We start from the raw sequence: 18,952 nt of genomic DNA, 5'->3' as shown, positions 1-18,952 counted from the left end.
CGCTCTTGGCGTCGCTGACGGAGACTCTGGGAATTGACAAAACCCCCGGAAATCTTTGATTTCCGGGGGTTTTTCTCGAGCTTCCTGCCAGAATCGAACTGGCGACCTTCTCATTACGAGTGAGACGCTCTACCAACTGAGCTAAGGAAGCAACCGCATGAAATCCCGGGAAACCGGGCGGATCATGCAAGAGATAACTGTAATGGAGTTCCGGCGCCCGGGTCAAAATGAGCGGTCGCAGCCCCCCGCTCAGGTCCCCGCGGGAGGCCGCCGGAGACGAAACCAGGCTTAGCAGACGGTATTGTCCGCGGGCGCCTTGCCGTCGACCAGATAGCGGTCCACGGCGTTGCCGATGCAGTCGTTGGAGCGGCCGTAGGCGGTGTGGCCCTCGCCCTTCCACGTCAGCAGCGAGGCGTTGCCGAGCTGCTTGCGCAGCGAGCTGGCCCATTCCACCGGCGTGGCCGGATCGCCGGTGGTCCCCACCACGACGATCTCGGTGGAGCCCCTGTACTCCACCGGGGCCGGGGTCCGGACGTTCTTGTAGGGCCAGTCCTTGCAGTTGGTACCGCCGTAGGCAAAGTAGTAACCAAGCGTCGGGGATTCCTGGCGCAGCTGCTGCTCGTCGGCGCGCATCCCGGCGGTGTCCGTCACCATGGGGTAGTCCAGGCAGTTGATGGCGTTGAACGCGAAAGTGCTGTTCGATGAGTAGCTGCCGTCGGGCTGCCGGTTGGCGTTGAAGTCGGCCAGCCGCAGGAACTGCGTCGGATCGCCCTTCCTGATCTGCTCGAGGGCCTGGGTCAGGATGGGCCAGTTGGTGTCGTCATAGAGCGGCACGATGATGCCGGTGACAATCGTCGACGCAGAGACGAGCCGGCCGTCCCGGGCCCGCATCGGGTTGGCCTCCACGGCCTGGATCACGTCGCGGATCTGCTGCATGCCGTCGTCCACGCCGCCGGTCAGCGGGCAACCGCTCGCCTGCTGGCACCGCTGCACGTAGGCGCGGAGGGCCTTCTCGAAGGCCTTGGCCTGTCCGCTGGTGAGCTCCTCGTAGCTGATCGAGGGATCGAGGGCGCCGTCCAGGACCATCCGGCCCACGTTGTCCGGGAACAGCGAGGCGTAGGTGGAGCCGAGGAGCGTTCCGTACGAATAGCCGAGGTAGTTCAGTTTCGTGTCGTTGGCCACGGCGCGGAGCACATCAAGGTCCTTCGCGGCGCTCACGGTATCGATGTGGCCCAGGAGGGGACCTGTCTTCTCGGCGCACTTGGCCGCGATCACCTTGTTGTCGGCGAGGGCCGCATCCAGGCCGGCGTCGGTGTTCAGCGCGTAGATCTTGGCGCGGGAGGCGTCGCGCTCCTGGTCGGTGAGGCAGGTGACCGGAGCGGAGCGTTTCACGCCCCGCGGGTCGAAACCGATGATGTCGTAATTTGCGCGGACCTTGTCCGAGATGTTGGTGGCCCCGGCGTCCTTGACGAAGTCATACCCCGAGCCGCCGGGCCCGCCGGGGTTGACCAGCAGGCTGCCCTTCTTGGTGCTCTTGGTGGTCAGCTTGATGGCAGCAAGTTCGATGCTGTCCCCGTCCGGCTTGCTGTAGTCCGCCGGGACCTTGATCTTGGCGCACTGGAAGCTGCTCTCGCAGGGCGTCCAGTTGACCTGCTGCGAGTAGAAGCTGCGGAGCTCAGCCGGCGCCGAGGCAGCAATGGCAGGATCGGGCTGACCCGGCCTGGCGTCCTGAGACGCACCACCACCACCGAAGAGGCTGCACGAGGCAAGCACCACGGCCAGGGCCATGGCGCCGACAGCCCGCACACCGATCGCTACGGATCGGAATCTGGCGGGCACTTCTCGGGCAGACTTCATGCGGTTCTCCTCGGTGGATAGGTACGGAACGGCGGGGCCGGCCACATCAGACCGGCCACTTCGGGCCGGGCAGAGAGACGGGCACGGTCAGATGAGGCTGCTGGCCATGGACTCGATGGCCAGCAGCGGAGCAACGTTGGTGGTGGTGATCCTCGTCCGGGCCTTGTTGATGGCGTCCATGCGGGCAAGCGTGGTTTCGGCACCGGAATGTCTGGCGAATTCTTCGAGTTCGCCTCTGAGTTCAACGTTGACGAGTTCAACAGCGTTCCCCATCTGGATGATGAGCACATCCCGGTAAAAGGACAACAGGTCGGTCAGCGTGCGGTCAAGGGAATCGGTCACGGAACGCTTGGCGCGGCGTTTCTGGTCATCCTCGAGTTGTTTCACCTGGGCCCGCATGGCCGGGGGCAGGGTGCCGCTCTCCGGTGCCCCGAGGGTGGCAAGCAGCGCAATCTTCTCTGCCGCATCACGCTCGTCATTGGAGCTGTTGGCTTCCTCGGTGGCGATCTTGACGAGCTTTTCCGCCATCAGGACTGCCGCCGTGACGCCCCGCAGGCCCAGCGGGAACCGCACGGTTTCAAGCCGGCGCTCCCTGGCTTCCGGGTCCCGGGCCAGGCGGCGTGCGATGCCGACATGGCTCTGCGCCGCGCGGGCTGCGCGTTCCGCGACAGCCTGCTCCACGCCGTCGCGCTTGACCAGTAGGGCTGCGACGTCGGCAGGCGGCGGAAGCCGGAGCGCGACGGCCCTGCAGCGTGAGCGGATCGTGACCAGGACATCGGCCGGCGACGGCGCGCACAGCATCCACACGGTGCGGGGGGTGGGTTCCTCGATGGCCTTGAGCAGCACGTTGGTGGTGCGCTCGGCCATCCGGTCCGCGTCCTCCACAACGATGATCCGCCAGCGGGCCGACGACGGCCGGTTGCCCGCGGTGGAGACCAGTTCGCGGGCCTCGTCGATGGTGATGGTGACCTTCTCGGTGCGCACGAAGGCGACGTCCGAGTGTGTTTCGCCGAGGATGGTCAGGCAGGCGGCGCATTCGCCGCAGCCGCGCCGGGTGACGTCCTCCTGGTCGCAGTTCAGGGCCGCGGCGAAGGCCTTCGCCGCGTTGGAGCGGCCGGAACCCGGCGGCCCGGTGAAAAGCCAGGCATGGGTGAGGCCTTCGCCCTGGGCCGCCTGTCGCAACTGGGCGACGACGGCGGGCTGGCCCTGGAGGTCGTCCCAGACGGTCATGCGGTCACGCTGCCGGACAGGGTCAGCAGGGACTCGACCCGCTCGAGGATCCGGGCGGCAAGTTTCTCGACCGGCAGGTGCGCGGCGAGCACCAGATACTTCTCCGGCCTGGCGGCGGCGAGCTCGAGAAAGGTGGTCCGGATCCTGGCGTGGAATTCATCCGCCTCGGATTCGAGGCGGTCCTCGGCGGCGTCACCCGCGGTTCGACGGCGGCGGCCGACCTCGGGGTCGACGTCGAGCAGCACGGTGAGATCCGGCCGGAGTCCGGAGGTGGCCCATTCGTTGATCTCCCGGACCGCGTCCGTGCCGAGCTCGCGTCCCGCGCCCTGGTAGGCGACCGAGGAATCGATGTAGCGGTCGGTGAGGACGATCTCGCCGCGGTCCAGAGCGGGTCGGATGACCTGGACCGCGTGGGCGGCCCGGGAGGCCGCGAAGATCAGCGCCTCGGTGTGGGCGTCGATGTGGCCGTGGCCGTGATCCAGCACCAGGGAGCGCAGCTTCTCGCCGATCGGGGTGCCACCCGGCTCACGGGTCCGCAGCACTTTCAGGCCGCGCGACTCAAGGGCCCCGGCCAGTTCTGCCGCCTGCGTGGACTTGCCGGCGCCGTCGCCGCCTTCGAAGGCGATAAACAGTCCGGGGTTCTGGGTAGTCACTGCTCTAGCCTACCGATAATCACCGACAGCATAATGCCCTGGCGTAACGCCTTGGCTGCCCTGCGGGGCTCCGAAGTACGCTGTGACCATGAGTCTTTCCGAAGAACAGGCAGCGACGCTCTCGGCCGAAACAGTGGTTGTCGCGGCAGGCCGTCCGCCCCGCACCCGTGACCAACCGGTCAACCCGCCGCTCGTGCTGTCCTCAACCTATTTCGGCACCGGGCCCCTGGGCGACGGCGACCGCGGCTACGGCCGGTATTCCAACCCCACGTGGGACCCGTTCGAGGAAGCTCTGGGCCAGCTCGAAGGCGCCGAACTGCCGGGACTTCTTTACGCCTCCGGGCTCGCCGCGGTCAGCTCCGCGCTGTCCCTGGTCCCGGCGCAGGGAGTGCTGGTGATGCCGTCCCACAGCTACGCCGGGTCGCTCGTGATGGCCACGGAACTGGCCCAAAAGGGCTTCCTGGAACTGCGCACCGTGGACATCGCGGATACCGACGCCGTGCTGGAACAGCTTGCGCCGTCCGGCGGGTCGCCCGCCAGCATGCTCTGGCTGGAAAGTCCCACCAACCCGATGCTCGGCGTCGCTGACATCCGTGCGCTGACAGCGGCGGCGCACGCGGCGGGCGCCGTCGTCGTTACGGACAACACCTTCTCGACACCTTTGGTGCAGCAGCCCCTCTCCCTGGGTTCCGACGTCGTGCTGCATTCCGTGACAAAGTACCTGTCCGGCCACTCCGACGTCGTGCTCGGCGCCCTGGTGACGTCCGACGCCGGGCTGCGCGCCACGCTGCTGCACCACCGCACCATCCACGGCGGCATCGCCGGTCCCTTTGAGGCGTGGCTGGCGCTCCGCGGACTGCGCACGCTGGCACTGCGCATTGAACGCTCGCAGGCGTCGGCGGCCGTTCTCGCGGAGCGGCTGAGCAAGCACCCGAAGGTCGCCAGCATCCGCTTCCCCGGCCTCGCCTCGGACCCGGGCCATGAGCGGGCCAAGGCGCAGATGAAGGGATTCGGCTCAGTGCTCTGCATCGAAGTCGCCCCCGTTGGCGGACAAAACGGCGGCCTCAGCGGGGCGGACGCCGCCGACCGCGTGGTCCGTGCGTTGCACTTGTGGCTGCCGGCCACCTCGCTGGGCGGAGTGGAATCCCTGATCGAACGCCGCCGCCGGCACACCGCCGAACCTGCCAGTGTGCCGGAGAACCTGATCCGGCTGAGCGTCGGAATCGAAAACGTCGAGGACCTCTGGGCCGATTTGGAGCAGGCACTGGCGACTCTGGACGGCTAGGCTGGGGCTATGGACGGAAGAGCGCTTATTTTCTATATCGAGACCGGGGTCTATTTTCTCCTGGCCCTCGTAGCCCTGGTAATTGAGGTGTGGGCGTTCTTCGACTGCCTCCGCCACAAGGCACCGGTCTTTGAGGCCGTCTCGAAACGCACCAAGACGTTCTGGCTGGCCCTGACCGGCGGCGCGCTGGCCGTGGGCCTGCTCTCGGTGCTGGGAGGCGGCGGCGGAGGTCTCCTCGGCCCGCTGGGGCTGTTCGGCCTCGCGGCCGTGACGGCAGCTTCCGTTTACCTCGCGGACGTCCGCCCGGCCGTCAAGGACGCCGGCCGCGGGGGAAGCCGCAACATGGGACCCTACGGCCCCTGGTGACCTAACTCCCGGGCGCGACGGCGTCCCAACCCACCGTCAGTTCACCGAGACGCCAACGCGACGGCCCGTCGTGGACCGGCCAGCCGCCGTCGAACAGGGTCCGGCACATGGCCGACCAGCGTTGCCGGTTTCCGAACGAGGCCAGCGGCGCCGCGTCCAGCCAGGCCTTGTCCATCGCCTGCAGGTAGGAATGGATCCTCTCGCCCGGCACGTTCCGGTGGATGAGGGCCTTCGGCAGCCGTTCCGCCACCTCGGACGGCAGCTCGAAACCGCCGAACCGCAGGGACACGGACAGGCTCAGCGGCCGTTCGGCGTCGAGCGCCACCCAGGTGACGCGCCGGCCGATCTCGTCGCAGGTGCCGTCGATGAACAGGCCGCCCGGCGCCAGCCGGGCCTGCACCAGCTGCCAGATGTTCCCGACGTCGGCTTCCTCGTACTGCCGCAGCACATTGAACGCGCGCACCAGCACCGGCCGGCCCTGAACGGGGAGCTCGAAGCCTCCCAGCTGGAAGCTGAGCCCCGGCCGTTCCAGTTCCTTAGCCAGCCGCACGCGCTCGGGCTCGATCTCGACGCCGACCACGCGGACGTCCGGACGGATCACGGACAGGCGCTCAAAGAGTTCGACGGCAGTGGCAGGGGAGGAGCCGTAGCCCAGATCGACGACGAGCGGATCGGCGGCCGCGCGGAGCCGCCACGCCTGCGGTCCGGTCAGCCAGCGGTCCAGCCGGCGCATCCGGTTGGGATTGGTGGTTCCCCGGGTCACGTTGCCCACCGGCCGCCCGCTCCGGACCGCGTTCTTGGTGCCGCTCCTGATTCCGGAGGAGTCCACGCGCTCAGCCTTCTGCACCACACGCCCAGCCTATCCCGGGTCCGCGTGCGGACGCGTACGTAACGCTCGGCACCGTCCCTGACTGCTCCGCTAGGATGAAAACCATGACTTACAAGCTGATTCTGCTGCGCCACGGCCACAGCGACTGGAACGCCAAGAACCTGTTCACCGGCTGGGTGGACGTTGACCTGAACGACCAGGGCCGCGCTGAGGCGGTCCGCGGCGGCGAGCTTCTCGTTGAGAACAACATCTTCCCGGACATCCTGTACACCTCGGTGTTGAAGCGGGCCATCAACACGGCGAACCTGACCCTCGACAAGGCAGACCGCGGCTGGATCGACGTCAAGCGTGACTGGCGCCTCAACGAACGCCACTACGGTGCCCTGCAGGGCAAGGACAAGGCCCAGACCCTCGCCGAATTCGGCCAGGAGCAGTTCATGCTGTGGCGCCGGTCCTACGACACCCCGCCGCCGCCCCTCGCCGACGACTCCGAGTTCTCCCAGGTGGGCGACCCCCGGTATGCCGGACTGGGCGATGCCATCCCCCGCACCGAGTGCCTCAAGGACGTCCTGATCCGACTCATGCCGTACTGGGAATCGGACATCAAGGAAGACCTCAAGACCGGCAAGACCGTCCTGGTCACGGCCCACGGCAACTCGCTGCGCGCCCTGGTCAAGCACCTCGACGGGATCAGCGACGAGGACATCGCCGGCCTGAACATCCCCACCGGCATCCCGCTCGTGTACGAACTGGACGAGGACTTCAAGCCGCTGAACCCGGGCGGCACCTACCTCGATCCCGAGGCCGCTGCCGAAGCCATCCTGGCCGTCGCCAACCAGGGCAAGAAGTAGCGCTCACTTCGCTGAAACAACCAGCGGCCGGCCACCCCGTGAGGTGACCGGCCGCCGTCGTCTGTTCTGCGCTGCTGTGCCACTGCCGTCCCGACAGGGCAGTGCTAGCTGTGTTCGATGCTGTTCGGCTGCCAGGCCCCGGTGACCAGGTAGGTCACCTTCTGGGCCACCGAGACGCCGTGGTCGGCGAAGCGCTCGAAGTAGCGGCTGGCCAGCGCGACGTCGACCGTGGTGGCCGGGGATTCCTGCCAGTCGCTCCGGGCGATTGCCTTGAAGACGCTCAGGTGGAGATCGTTGACCGCACTGTTGGCCTTCATGATGTCGCGGGCCACTTCGAGGTCGCGGGTTTCCAGCAGCACGGTGAGCTTGTGGGCGATCAGCAGGTCCTGCTCGGCGAAGCTCTTGAACGTCCCGCGCAGCTGGGCGGGAACCACCGTCGCCGGGTAGCGGAGCCGGGCAAGCTGCGCGAGGTGGCGGGCGAGGTCACCCATGCGCTCCAGCGAGGCGCTCATCCGGAGCGAGCCCACGATCATGCGCAGATCGCTGGCCACCGGCCCCTGCAGCGCCAGGATGTCGATGGCGCGCTCGTCGAGGCTGTTCTGCAGGAAGTCGATCCGGGCATCGGCCGCTATGACGTCCTCGGCCAGGTCGATGTCGGCGCCGTCGAAGGCTCTTGTGGCCTTGTCGATGGCCTCGCTGACCAGCTTGGAGATTTCGACGAGCTGTTCCCCCACTTGGGTGAGCTCTTCCTGAAAAACCTTACGCACGTGTGCGTCCTTTCCTCGGAAATATTGCCGGCCGCCGCAGCGGCTGGCCTATTTCGGTTCACCTCTCGGCGCTTCAACTGTCAACTCTTGCAGTGTCCGGTGAACTGTTACGCCCCACTAGGTGAACGTTAGCTGAACCGGGGCCCGAATAGCAGGAGATTTCAGTTTTCGCCGCGTGGCAGAGCATAAGCTGGAGCCGTGGATCCAATGCTCATCGGCGTGATCGCCGGCCTGATCGGCCTCTCGCTTGGCATCTTCGGCGTGCTTGCGTTCCGGGTCAGCGAGCAGCAACGCCAGCTCGTGGATATGGAGTTCGAGGACCCCGCGCTGCCGGACGGCGCCGTAGAGGTGCTGGCAGCCGTCGGACGCGCTTTCGTGGTGGTGGACGCGATCGACGGCGTCGTGCGGGCCAGTCCGGCGGCCTACGCCTACGGGCTGGTGCGCGGACACACCGTCGTGCACGAGCAGCTGCTGGAAATGACCGCCAGAGTGCGGCGCGACGGCGTCATCCTGGAAAAGCAGCTCGAGCTGCCCCGCGGCCCGCTGGGCCAGGGGACCATCGTGGTCCAGGTCCGGGCGGCCATGATCGCCGAGGAATACATCCTCCTGCTGGCCGATGACCGCACCGAATTCACGCGCACCGAAGAAGTCCGGAATGACTTCGTCGCCAACGTCTCGCATGAGCTGAAGACACCCGTCGGGGCCGTCTCGCTCCTGGCCGAAGCACTCGAGTCCTCCGCGGACGATCCCGAAGCTGTCCGGCGCTTCGCCAAACGCATGCACAAGGAATCCGCGCGGCTGGCCGCCCTCGTGCAGGACATCATCGAACTGTCCCGGCTGCAGGGCGCCAACGTTGCCCAGCAGGGACGGCCGGTGGACATCAACACCGTCGTGTCCGAGGCCGTGGACCGGTCCCAGTTGCCGGCGGAGACCAAGAACATCCAGCTGGTCGTCGGCGGCCGCGCCGACGCGATGGTCTACGGCGACCAGGATCTGCTCGTGACCGCGCTGCGCAACCTGATCGACAACGCGATCCGCTACTCCCCGGAGAACACCAGGGTTGGCGTGGGCGTCCGCGCGAAGGACGGCCTGGTTGCGGTGTCCGTGACGGACCAGGGCGAAGGGCTCAGCCCCGAGGACCAGGAACGTGTCTTCGAACGCTTCTACCGGGTCGACTCCGCCCGGTCCCGCCACACCGGCGGCACCGGGCTGGGCCTGAGCATCGTGAAACACGTCATCTCCAACCACGGCGGTGAAGTGACCCTCTGGTCACAGCCCGGGCAGGGATCCACGTTCACCATCCGGCTTCCGGAAATGGAAGGCCAGGACGACGCCGATGCCCCCGAGCCGCGCAAGCCGGCCGCCAAGGCCACCACCCCGCCCGCGGGACCACCCAAAGGACAACCCCACAGACGCGACGCCGCAGGCGTCCATGAGCAAGGAGCCAGCGCTTGAGCCGGATTTTGATTGTCGAGGACGAAGAGTCGTTCAGCGACCCGCTGTCCTATTTGTTGGGCAAGGAAGGATTCGAGGTGGAGGTGGTGGACAACGGGCTTGACGCCATCACCGAATTCGACCGCAACGGCGCCGACCTGGTGCTCCTGGACCTGCAGCTGCCCGGCCAGTCCGGCACCGAGGTCTGCCGCCAACTGCGGCAGCGCTCGTCCGTTCCCGTCATCATGCTGACGGCCAAGGACTCGGAGATCGACAAGGTGGTGGGGCTGGAGCTGGGAGCCGACGACTATGTCACCAAGCCCTACTCCTCCCGCGAGCTCGTCGCCAGGGTCAGGGCCGTGCTGCGCCGGCAGGGCGAACCGGAGGAGCTGGTCGCCAGCACCGTGCAGGCCGGTCCGGTCCGGATGGACGTCGAGCGGCACGTGGTCAGCGTCGGAGGCGAGCAGGTCTCGCTCCCGCTGAAGGAATTCGAGCTTCTGGAGATGCTGCTGCGGAACTCCGGCAGGGTGCTGACCCGGGGCCAGCTGATCGACCGGGTCTGGGGATCGGACTATGTCGGGGACACCAAGACCCTGGACGTCCACGTCAAGCGGCTGCGCAGCAAGATCGAGCCGGACCCCTCGGCGCCGCGGTTCCTCATCACCGTCCGCGGCCTGGGCTACAAGTTCGAGCCCTAAGCCTCGGCGGTCCGGGCACGCCCTAAGCAAGCTGGGCATGGACATCGAAAAACCGGAAGTCCGGGAGGCAACCGACGAGCTGATCAACGAGGGGCCGTTCGACTGGCACGAAGGCGTGCAGATGTACAAGTCAAACGACGGGTCCATTGTGGACTTCAGTGCCGCGACCGGGCGGGGCTGGCCCTGCTGGGAAGCGGCGCGTGCGTCCCGGAATACCAGGTTCGCCACTATTCCACCCCGCGGCCGTATGGAGCATCATGGAGTACCGAGGGCCACGATCCATCGATCCGCACAACGGCTCTCCCTGAGAGGCTTCGTTCGCTGAAAGACCCGAAGCGTTACGCCCCGTGAGCCGTGAGAGCCAGCGGCAGAACACCGAGACATACCCTCCACACAAAAGCGGGAAGCCGCCATGTTCCGTGTCCCTATTTTTCGCGCCGCACACGTGACTGCTGCGGTGGCCACCACAAGCATGCTGCCCGAGTCTCCAGTGGCGGCAGCGCCGGATCCGGCGCCGCCACTTGCCTCATCCGAACAGCGGGAACTCGTCGCCGCCTACTTCTACCCGGACCTGGGAATCCCTCAGAGTCCGGGTAATCCCATACCAGGTGAGTGGCAGAAAATGTGCGATGTCGCCAAGCGGGGATCCATCATCATCGTGAATGAACATAACGGAGACCGCGACGAACCCGGCGCAGTTGCGGACCCCGCCTACCAAAAGGCCGTTGCGCACTGCCAGAAGAAGGGCTACAAAGTCGTAAGCTACGTGGCCACGACTTATGGAACGAAGGCGCGCGACAAGCTCGAAACGCAGGTCCGCAATCAGATGTCCTGGTACAAGCCGAACGGCATTTTCCTGGACGAGATGAACTACAACAGGGGAGAGGCGGCCCCCGGCGGCACGGTCCAGGACTATTACACGTGGATCAGCGGAATCATCCGGCAAGGACCGGCCAATCCCGACGGTTCGGCCAAGATGATCATTGGAAATCCTGGCAATGTCAGCGAGCTCCAGGGGGACTGGGCTTTTGTACGACAGGCCGGCGCTCCCCCGGTGGTCGACATCCTCGTGGTCTTTGAGGGCTTCGCGAAAGATTACAAGACGTGGCCTCAACCTAAATGGGTGTATCCGGGAACCGACCGGGCCCACGCATACCGGTTCGCGCACTTGGTGCACGATGTGCGGGAGTTCCCCTTCTCGCAGGAGCGAGCGATAACTGAACTCAGCCGAAAACACCATGCCGGATACGTGTACGTGACCACGGAGGTCACAGGAACTCAACCCACGGATAACCCATACACGGACAACGTACTTTGGAACATGCTTGCGCCGTCGTGGTTTTCAAGGGTTGGCCCCACACCGCCTGTCGGTTGATGAGGTAGCCGCATCAAGCAACGATCCGTCTCAGGCCAGCCGCCACCACGCACGCCGAACGCGCCCCCTCAGCCTCGGCTCCCCAGAGGCCCGCTGGGCCCTAAGGATGCAGGCAAGAAAAAGAGGGGCACCCGGACAGGGTGCCCCTCCCTCTGCCTGGAAGCTAGTGGTTGGCGCTGCTACTCGGCGACGGAGTCGAGGTTGCGGTCGACGTCGGCGTGGCCGTATCGGTGCCCGTCGGCGCGCTGCTCGGCAGGTACTGCTTGTAGTCGGTGATGGTGGCGTCCAGGACCGGAACCTTGAACTTGGCGTTCTGGTTGGTGCCGTCTTCGCTGATGCAGACCTCGACGACGGAGCCCGGCTTGGCGCCGGTGCTGCTGAGGATCGCCTCGTCTGTGGAGTCGTTGAGCATGGTGGAGGACTTCTTCTTGACCGGGATATCGGTCTGCGAGCCGCCGGCACCGGTGATGGTCAGCTTCACATCGCTGGAAGAGGAGTTGTAGACGGCGCCGATCACACGGCCCGGCTTGTCTTCGCCGGCGGAGATGATCATCATGTTGCGGAGCTGCAGCGGGCCGAGGTCCGTACGGGTTCCGTCCGACGCCGAGTACTGCTCAGAGGTCTGCTGGGGGTTGATGTAGCCGCAGCCGGTTACCGACAGCAGGCCGATGCCAAGTGCAGCCGTTGCCATTGCCAGCTTGCCGCGCTGGCCCCGGTTCATCGCAGTGAAACGCACGTCACGCACTCCTTGAGAGTCTTGAAACATTATTCAGCCATAGCCTATCCGCAATCGGTGGCAAACAAGGATTCCGCCCGTACACATGGGCGCTGGCCCAGCGTCCGCCCAGCGGCCTCTCGGCGTCGACCCCGGCACCGGCCCAGCGGCCGGGGAGCTTTCACGCGCGCTACCCGCGGACCCTTGGCAAAGACGGGGCCATGCACTAATATCCGCTTTCGTCAAGGGGTCCGAAGGGGCCGTTTAAGGCCATTTTCCCCGGATTCACGCGGTTCCAGGGCGCGATCCATGGCAGTCATATGCCTTAACCGTGATAAACTGGTCTGCGGGAAAGGGGAATGTCCACATGGTTTTTGAGGTCGGCGAGACAGTAGTTTACCCTCACCACGGTGCAGCCAAAATTGAAGAAATCAAGATGCGCACTGTCAAGGGCGAAGAGAAGATGTATCTCAAGCTCAAGGTGGCTCAGGGTGATCTGACCATTGAAGTTCCAGCAGAGAACGTTGACCTAGTTGGGGTCCGGGATGTAGTGGGCAAGGAAGGTCTGGAGCACGTATTTGATGTGCTGCGGGCTGAGTTCACTGAAGAACCCACCAACTGGTCACGTCGATACAAGGCAAACCTGGAGAAGCTTGCTTCCGGTGACGTCATCAAAGTGGCAGAGGTCGTCCGCGACCTGTGGCGCCGCGATCACGATCGGGGTCTCTCCGCAGGGGAGAAGCGCATGCTGGCCAAGGCCCGCCAGATTCTGATTTCAGAACTGGCATTGGCTGAAAAGACGGATGAAGAGAAGGCCGCAAGCGTTCTCGACGAAGTCCTGGCTTCCTAAGGCAAAAGAAACAGACAAGAATCGAACCCCGGTGGCGTAAGCCGCCGGGGCTTCTTTTTTGCCCGATATCAGCACCCGCGTCCCCAACTGACTCGCAATAGTTGTCGTTTTCAGCGCCCAAAACGACAACAACTGCGAGCTACCTGGGCGGTGGGGTGGGGGCGGGGACGTAGTCTTGTGCGCATGAACTCTGCATCGGCTACTCCCGCCACCGCGGTCATCGTCGTCGCGGCCGGCTCCGGCCAGCGTCTCGGCTACGGAATGCCCAAGGCCAAAGTGCCGCTGGGCGGAGACACCATCCTCACCCACGCGTTGCGGGGCGTCGCCGCGGCAGGCGTCGCGCAGCAGATCTGCGTGGCCATCCCGCCGGGGGATCAGGAACTGCAGGCTCTCTGTGAGTCCTTCGTTGCGGAGATCCAGGCAGCACATCGGCTGAACGCCACCTCCGGGCAAGCCGTGCAGCTCCCGGTGGTGACCGTCGTCGAAGGCGGTGCCAGCCGCGCCGAGTCGGTCCGGGCCGCGTTGGCGGCGCTCCTGCCGGGCACCGAAGCCGTGCTGGTCCACGACGCTGCCCGCGCCCTGACCCCGGAAGCCGTTTTCCACAGGGTTGCCCAGTCCCTTGCCGCCGGCGCAAAAGCAGTCATCCCCGTCATCCCGGTGGTCGACACCGTCAAGACGGTGGAGCGGACCACCGGCGACGGCGCTGCGATCGCCCCGGAACTGGTCACCGGAACGGCAGCCCGGGAGTCGCTCCGCGCCGTGCAGACCCCGCAGGGCTTCGAGCTGGCCACGCTGCGGCGGGCCCACGAGGCCGCGGGCGGATTCGACGGAGGCCAGGCGGCCGCCGTCACGGACGACGCCATGCTCGTCGAATTCCTGGGTGTGCCCGTCCACGCCGTGCGCGGCGCCAGCCAGTCGTTGAAAATCACCACGCCGCTGGATCTGATCATTGCCGAGGGGCTCCTCGAAGGACCACTGGGCACACGCTGGGTGGAAGGCTGACCATGACCGCGACCCCGAACGATGTATCCCCGGACACGCCCCGCCCGGTCATCCCGCGGACCGGAATCGGCGTCGATGTGCACGCTTACGCCCCCGAGGACGCCCCCCAGCCGCTCTGGCTCGGCGGCCTGTTCTGGGAAGGCGAGCGCGGACTGTCCGGGCATTCCGACGGCGACCCCGTGGCTCACGCCGCGGCAGACGCCCTCTTTTCCGCCTGCGGACTCGGGGACCTCGGCACACATTTCGGCACCGACCGGCCCGAATACGCGGGCGCGTCCGGCGTGACCCTGCTGGCCGAGGCGGCCCGGATCGTCCGTGCGGAAGGCTTCGAGATCGGCAACGTCGCCGTACAGTTCGTCGCCAACCGGCCGAAATTCGGTCCCCGCCGGGAGGAGTCACAGCGGGTCCTCAGCGCGGCCGCCGCGGCTCCGGTCAGCGTCACGGCCACCACCAGCGACGGGCTGGGCTTCACCGGCCGCGGCGAAGGAATTTCGGCCATCGCCACGGCCCTTGTCTACCGGACCGGCCAGGCCGCGCGTTAGCCCGGGCGCGGCGCGCACCGGCCGTGCCGGATGTGGTCAAGTCACCTACGCTTAAGACACCTCGTTTAAGACACCCCGTTCCCGCGACAACAGGAGACCACCGTGAAGAAGCCGCTAACCGCCGTCGTACTCCTCGCAGGAACGCTGCTGACCGGCTGCGGCGGGGCCGGGACTGCGCCGGCGTCGACGCCAGCGAGGTTGAGCGTCCAGGAAAGCTGCGCCTTCCTCAACGGCGACAACTTCGCACCCACCGGAAGCCAGAAGGAGCAGTCGGGCCAGATCGCCCAGCACTACCAGGAGGTGGCGGACAAGGTGGCCCCGGAAATTGCGGCCCCGATCCAGAAGATGGCGGACGTCATGAAAGAGGTGGCGGCAACTTCCGACGGAACCAAGACTGCCGAGCAGACCGCGCAACTCACCGAGCAGATCAACAAGATCGGCCAGTACTGCAAGTAGGCGTCCGGCCTCAGGGCTGCCAGCGGGAGAGGGCCAGCGGACCGGACTGGGCCCATCGGCTAATCTGGAGCGGTGACCCTGCGCTTTTACGACACTGCATCCGCCGAAGTCCGTGACTTCGTCCCCCTGGTTCCCGGCAAAGTGAGCCTCTACTACTGCGGCGCCACGGTGCAGGGCATGCCGCACGTCGGGCACATCCGCTCCGCCATCGCCTTCGACCAGCTCACCCGCTGGCTGCAGTACCGCGGCTTCCGCGTCACGGCGGTCCGCAATGTCACCGACATCGACGACAAAATCCTGGCCAAGTCCGAGGCGTCCTTCGGGCCGGACTTCGAGGACGAGCCCGGCGCCGTCCGCGACGAGGAATGGTGGGCGCTGGCCTACCGGTATGAGCAGGAATTCCTCAACGCCTACGACACCCTCGGCGTTTCCCGGCCAACTTATGAACCCCGCGCCACCGGCCACATCCCGGAAATGCACGCCCTCATCCAGCAGCTGATCGAGCGCGGCCACGCCTACCCGTCGCCGGACGGCTCCGGCGATGTCTACTTCGACGTCCGCTCCTGGGACCAGTACGGCTCGCTCACCCGGCAGAAGATCGACGACATGCAGAGCGCCCCGGACGTGGAGGCTCAGTTCAGCAACAGGAAGAAGGATCCCCGCGACTTCGCGCTCTGGAAGGGCCACAAGGACGGCGAGCCGACGACGGCGAGCTGGGCCTCGCCCTGGGGCGCCGGCCGTCCGGGCTGGCACCTCGAATGCTCCGCCATGGTCACCAAGTACCTCGGCACCGAGTTCGATATCCACGGCGGCGGACTGGACCTGCGCTTCCCGCACCACGAGAACGAAATGGCGCAGTCGCAGGCTGCGGGGCACGGCTTCGCCAACTTCTGGATGCATAACGGGATGGTCACCTACGCCGGCGAGAAAATGTCCAAGTCGATCGGAAACACGGTTAGCCCGGCCGAAATGCTCGAGCTGGCCCCGCCGCGGGTGGTCCGGTACTACCTCGGCCAGGCCCAGTACCGCTCGAACCTGGACTACCAGCCCGGCTCGCTGCAGGAGGCTGCGGCCGCGATGGAGCGCATCGACGGCTTCATCAGCCGCGCCCTTCGGAGCACCATGACGCATGACGGCGATGTCAGCTTCTTCAGCTACGGCACAGTTCCGGATGCCTTCGCGGCCGCGATGGACGATGACCTCAACGTGCCGCAGGCCCTCGCGGTCCTGCACGACACCGTCCGCGCCGGCAACACCGCCCTCACTGCCGGCGAGCTCGACGGCGCCCGGCAGTCACTCGCTTCCGTCTCCGACATGCTGCGTGTCCTTGGTCTCAACGACACCGCGGCCCCGGCCGTCGACGAGGAGAGCACCACCGCCCTCGGCGTCCTCGTCGAGGCGCAGCTCGCCGCCCGGGCGCAGGCCCGGGCCAGCAAGGACTGGGCCGCCTCGGACGCCATCCGCGACACCCTCGCCGCTGCCGGCGTCGTCGTCGAGGACAGCGCGGACGGCGCAAGCTGGAGCCTCAAGCGCAACTGATACGTCGAGTTCACCGGCCCGGAACTGTTCCCCTGGACCGGCCCCGCCCCAGCCCGCGGTCGTGGATTTAACTCGAGTCAGTAGACTGGAGTTCAGACTTATCAACAAATCGCGTATTACCAAAGCAGGGGTGGAACTCATGGCCAACAACGGTCGCCGGTCGGTCAAAATGAAGAAGGGCCCCACCGTCGGAACCGGCGGTCACGGCCGCAAGGCTCTCGAGGGCAAGGGCCCCACTCCCAAGGCGGAGGACCGCCCGTACCACAAGGCCCACAAGAACAAGCAGCTCGCGGAACGTTCCGAGGCCAAGCGCGGAACGGGCGCCCGCAGCGCCGGCGCCCGCTCCGGCCCCAAGGGCCGCGCCACCGAGGAAGTCGTCACCGGACGCAACTCCGTGGTCGAGGCGCTGCGCGCCGGCATCCCGGCCAAGGCGCTCCACGTCGCCATCCGCATCGAGATGGACGACCGCGTCAAGGAATCCCTCAAGCTTGCAGCCGAGCGCGGCATCCCGCTGCTGGAAACCGGCAAGCCCGAGCTGGACCGGATGACGGACGAGGCCATCCACCAGGGCCTCGTGCTGCAGATCCCACCGTACGAATACCAGGACGCCTACGAGCTCGCCGAGGAAACCTTGGAGAGCTGGAAGAAGGGCCACGTCGCCAACGCGCCGCTCTTCGTCGCCCTCGACGGCATCACCGATCCGCGCAACCTCGGCGCCATCATCCGCTCCGTCTCGGCCTTCAGCGGCCACGGCGTGATCGTGCCGGAGCGCCGCTCCGTTGGCGTCACCGCCTCGGCGTGGAAGACCAGCGCGGGAGCCGCCGTCCGCGTCCCCGTGGCACGTGCCGCCAACCTGAACAACACGCTCAAGGCCTTCAAGAACATGGGAATCTATGTTCTGGGGCTCGACGGCGACGGCGACGTCACACTGCCGGACCTGTCCCTGGCCACCGAGCCGGTCTGCCTCGTCGTGGGCTCCGAGGGCAAGGGCCTCAGCCGCCTGGTCCGCGAAAACTGCGACCAGATCGTCTCAATCCCGATCGACTCGGCCATGGAATCGCTCAACGCCTCCATGGCGGTCGGCATCTCCCTCTACGAAATCTCCCGCCAGCGCGCGGCTAAGTAGTCCTCGCCGGGTTTGGGCTGGGTCCGCCGGAACCGGAGTTTTGGCTGGGTCCGCCGTCACCGGAGTTTTGCCGTCGCTTAGACACCTCCCGACGCTCCGCGCGGCCGCTGGCGGCCTTGCTGCGCTCTGGTCGGCGATGCGCTCCTTTGCAAAACTCCGGTAACCGCTCTGACGCTCGCTCACCTTTTACGAAAAACAGGAATACGCTCCCTCACCTGTCGTGCAAAACAGCAAACGCTCCCTCACGTCTCGTGAGGGAGCGTTTGCCTTTAACATTCAGAGTGGGGGAGATCCTTGGTCCAACTGTTCGTCAGGCGCGGGAGGGCCGTTCCTCCTGAAGCACCTCGACGCAGGTTGCCGGATATTCGAGCGGGCGCCGGGGGCTTGCAAAGGAGCTCATCGCCGACCAGAGCCGGATGAGGCCGCCCGCGGCCGAAGTAGGCGGCGGGAGGAAGGGGCAGACCGCTAAGCGACGGCAAGGCGCCGGTGACAGCGGGGGTGACCACGGGAAAGGCGCAGTGTCCGCGGGAGTGACGACGGCGAACCCGGCCGGAATCGACTTAGAACTTGTGGCGGTTGGCGAGGACCGGGAGCTTGGTGCGGGCTTCCTTGACGACGGCGGTGTCCAGGTCCGCGAACAGCAGGCCCGGGGCGCCGTCGAGCTCGTCCAGGACGTCCCCGAACGGGGACACCACCACGGAGTGCCCGACGCCGGTGGGGGCGGCACCCCTGGGCTCCAGACCCAAGCTGGCGGGATCGCCCTGGCCGCAGGCGAGGACCACCGTGGTGGAGTCCAGGGCGCGGGCGCGGGCCAGCAGCTTCCACTGCTCCGCCTTGCCGGGGCCGGATCCCCAGGACGCGCAGACGATGTTCACGTCGGCGCCGCGGTCGGCGTTCTCGGTAAAGAGGTCCGGGAAGCGCACGTCGTAGCAGGTGGCCAGGCCAAACGTCACGCCGCCAAGTTCGAACGTGACAGCATCGCTGCCGGCTTCCACCGTGTCTGATTCCGCGAAGCCGAAGGCGTCGAAGAGATGGATCTTGTCGTAGCTCGTTTCGACGCCGCGGCCGGTAACCAGGAGGGTGTTGCGGACCTTGGCGCGCGCGCCGCCGTCGGCTACGGCTCCCGGTGTGAACATCCCGGCGACGATCACAATGTCGTGCTCCGCGGCGATGGCGCGCACCCGGGTGGCCCACGGCCCGTCCAGGGGCTCGGCGATGTCCAGCAGCGAGTTGCCGAAGGCACGCATGGTCGCCTCGGGGAACACCACAAGCTCCGCGCCGCCGGCCTTGGCACGCCCCGCGTAGTCCTCCACGATGGCCAGATTGCCGGCAAGATCGCGGCCGGTGATGATTTGAGCCAGTGCAACCCGCACAATT

20 protein-coding genes and 1 tRNA gene are annotated in these 18,952 nt (G+C 66.5%); 13 read left to right on the top strand and 8 right to left on the bottom strand.

Annotated features, from left to right (window positions below):
- Window positions 1–78 precede the first annotated feature (78 nt).
- The 4 genes from ACVWZ8_RS04325 to tmk form a co-directional block, all read right to left on the bottom strand.
- Window positions 79–151: transfer RNA gene (locus ACVWZ8_RS04325), tRNA-Thr, on the bottom strand.
- A 137-nt stretch (window positions 152–288) separates the two neighbouring features.
- Window positions 289–1,857: an alpha/beta hydrolase gene (locus tag ACVWZ8_RS04320; RefSeq protein WP_456503902.1), complete on the bottom strand. Its 1,569-nt coding sequence runs from the start codon at window positions 1,855–1,857 to the stop codon at window positions 289–291.
- An 87-nt stretch (window positions 1,858–1,944) separates the two neighbouring features.
- The gene (locus ACVWZ8_RS04315) at window positions 1,945–3,087 is read right to left on the bottom strand and encodes a DNA polymerase III subunit delta' (protein ID WP_456503901.1); all 1,143 of its coding nucleotides are present in this window, start codon (window positions 3,085–3,087) and stop codon (window positions 1,945–1,947) included.
- Window positions 3,084–3,740, bottom strand: coding sequence for a dTMP kinase (gene tmk, locus ACVWZ8_RS04310; RefSeq protein ID WP_426976065.1), 657 nt, complete (start codon window positions 3,738–3,740; stop codon window positions 3,084–3,086). Before tmk ends, ACVWZ8_RS04315 begins: the two co-directional genes overlap by 4 nt.
- Window positions 3,741–3,828: 88 nt before the next feature.
- Between tmk and ACVWZ8_RS04305 the strand changes: the two genes are divergently transcribed.
- Window positions 3,829–5,025, top strand: coding sequence for a trans-sulfuration enzyme family protein (locus ACVWZ8_RS04305; RefSeq protein WP_456503900.1), 1,197 nt, complete (start codon window positions 3,829–3,831; stop codon window positions 5,023–5,025).
- 9 nt (window positions 5,026–5,034) lie between these two features.
- Window positions 5,035–5,391, top strand: coding sequence for a DUF2516 family protein (locus ACVWZ8_RS04300; RefSeq protein ID WP_426976067.1), 357 nt, complete (start codon window positions 5,035–5,037; stop codon window positions 5,389–5,391).
- A gap of 1 nt (window position 5,392) precedes the next feature.
- Here ACVWZ8_RS04300 and ACVWZ8_RS04295 read toward each other — a convergent pair whose 3' ends face one another.
- Window positions 5,393–6,241, bottom strand: a complete 849-nt coding sequence (locus ACVWZ8_RS04295) for a class I SAM-dependent methyltransferase (protein WP_456503899.1) — start codon at window positions 6,239–6,241, stop codon at window positions 5,393–5,395.
- 83 nt (window positions 6,242–6,324) lie between these two features.
- Between ACVWZ8_RS04295 and ACVWZ8_RS04290 the strand changes: the two genes are divergently transcribed.
- Entirely contained in the window at window positions 6,325–7,071 is a 747-nt protein-coding gene (locus ACVWZ8_RS04290; protein ID WP_456503898.1) for a phosphoglyceromutase, read from the top strand.
- A gap of 104 nt (window positions 7,072–7,175) precedes the next feature.
- Here ACVWZ8_RS04290 and phoU read toward each other — a convergent pair whose 3' ends face one another.
- On the bottom strand, window positions 7,176–7,838 hold the full coding sequence (gene phoU / locus ACVWZ8_RS04285; protein ID WP_426976070.1) for a phosphate signaling complex protein PhoU: 663 nt from the start codon (window positions 7,836–7,838) through the stop codon (window positions 7,176–7,178).
- Between the two features lie 207 nt (window positions 7,839–8,045).
- Here phoU and ACVWZ8_RS04280 point away from each other — a divergent pair, with 207 nt between their 5' ends.
- From ACVWZ8_RS04280 to ACVWZ8_RS04265, 4 genes are all read left to right on the top strand, one after another.
- Window positions 8,046–9,293, top strand: coding sequence for a sensor histidine kinase (locus ACVWZ8_RS04280; protein ID WP_456505904.1), 1,248 nt, complete (start codon window positions 8,046–8,048; stop codon window positions 9,291–9,293).
- Window positions 9,290–9,970 carry a response regulator transcription factor gene (locus ACVWZ8_RS04275; protein WP_354241986.1) on the top strand — a complete coding sequence of 227 codons (681 nt, stop codon included), beginning with the start codon at window positions 9,290–9,292 and terminating at the stop codon, window positions 9,968–9,970. Before ACVWZ8_RS04280 ends, ACVWZ8_RS04275 begins: the two co-directional genes overlap by 4 nt.
- Window positions 9,971–10,007: 37 nt before the next feature.
- A complete protein-coding gene (locus ACVWZ8_RS04270; protein ID WP_456503897.1) occupies window positions 10,008–10,295 on the top strand; it encodes a hypothetical protein in 288 nt (95 codons plus the stop codon).
- Window positions 10,296–10,427: 132 nt separating this feature from the next.
- Entirely contained in the window at window positions 10,428–11,345 is a 918-nt protein-coding gene (locus ACVWZ8_RS04265; protein ID WP_456503896.1) for a spherulation-specific family 4 protein, read from the top strand.
- A gap of 163 nt (window positions 11,346–11,508) precedes the next feature.
- Here ACVWZ8_RS04265 and ACVWZ8_RS04260 read toward each other — a convergent pair whose 3' ends face one another.
- Entirely contained in the window at window positions 11,509–12,066 is a 558-nt protein-coding gene (locus tag ACVWZ8_RS04260; RefSeq protein WP_456505903.1) for a hypothetical protein, read from the bottom strand.
- Between the two features lie 361 nt (window positions 12,067–12,427).
- Between ACVWZ8_RS04260 and ACVWZ8_RS04255 the strand changes: the two genes are divergently transcribed.
- The 6 genes from ACVWZ8_RS04255 (at window position 12,428) to rlmB (ending at window position 17,575) form a co-directional block, all read left to right on the top strand.
- Window positions 12,428–12,910 carry a CarD family transcriptional regulator gene (locus ACVWZ8_RS04255; protein ID WP_026266570.1) on the top strand — a complete coding sequence of 161 codons (483 nt, stop codon included), beginning with the start codon at window positions 12,428–12,430 and terminating at the stop codon, window positions 12,908–12,910.
- A 183-nt stretch (window positions 12,911–13,093) separates the two neighbouring features.
- Window positions 13,094–13,912 (top strand): 2-C-methyl-D-erythritol 4-phosphate cytidylyltransferase, encoded by an 819-nt coding sequence (gene ispD / locus ACVWZ8_RS04250; protein WP_456503895.1) that lies wholly within the window; start codon window positions 13,094–13,096, stop codon window positions 13,910–13,912.
- Between the two features lie 2 nt (window positions 13,913–13,914).
- On the top strand, window positions 13,915–14,454 hold the full coding sequence (gene ispF / locus ACVWZ8_RS04245) for a 2-C-methyl-D-erythritol 2,4-cyclodiphosphate synthase (RefSeq protein WP_426976076.1): 540 nt from the start codon (window positions 13,915–13,917) through the stop codon (window positions 14,452–14,454).
- Between the two features lie 102 nt (window positions 14,455–14,556).
- The gene (locus ACVWZ8_RS04240; RefSeq protein WP_456503894.1) at window positions 14,557–14,910 is read left to right on the top strand and encodes a hypothetical protein; all 354 of its coding nucleotides are present in this window, start codon (window positions 14,557–14,559) and stop codon (window positions 14,908–14,910) included.
- 72 nt (window positions 14,911–14,982) lie between these two features.
- Entirely contained in the window at window positions 14,983–16,449 is a 1,467-nt protein-coding gene (cysS, locus tag ACVWZ8_RS04235; protein WP_456503893.1) for a cysteine--tRNA ligase, read from the top strand.
- Between the two features lie 139 nt (window positions 16,450–16,588).
- The gene (gene rlmB / locus ACVWZ8_RS04230) at window positions 16,589–17,575 is read left to right on the top strand and encodes a 23S rRNA (guanosine(2251)-2'-O)-methyltransferase RlmB (RefSeq protein ID WP_426976079.1); all 987 of its coding nucleotides are present in this window, start codon (window positions 16,589–16,591) and stop codon (window positions 17,573–17,575) included.
- 560 nt (window positions 17,576–18,135) lie between these two features.
- Here the strand turns inward: rlmB and ACVWZ8_RS04225 are convergent.
- Window positions 18,136–18,948, bottom strand: coding sequence for a carbon-nitrogen hydrolase family protein (locus ACVWZ8_RS04225; RefSeq protein ID WP_456503892.1), 813 nt, complete (start codon window positions 18,946–18,948; stop codon window positions 18,136–18,138).
- Between the last annotated feature and the right edge of the window lie 4 nt (window positions 18,949–18,952).

It is taken from the genome of Arthrobacter sp. UYCu723, from assembly GCF_054059215.1.
Note: the sequence above shows the minus strand (reverse complement) of the source record. Positions and strands in the feature narration are given on the sequence as shown.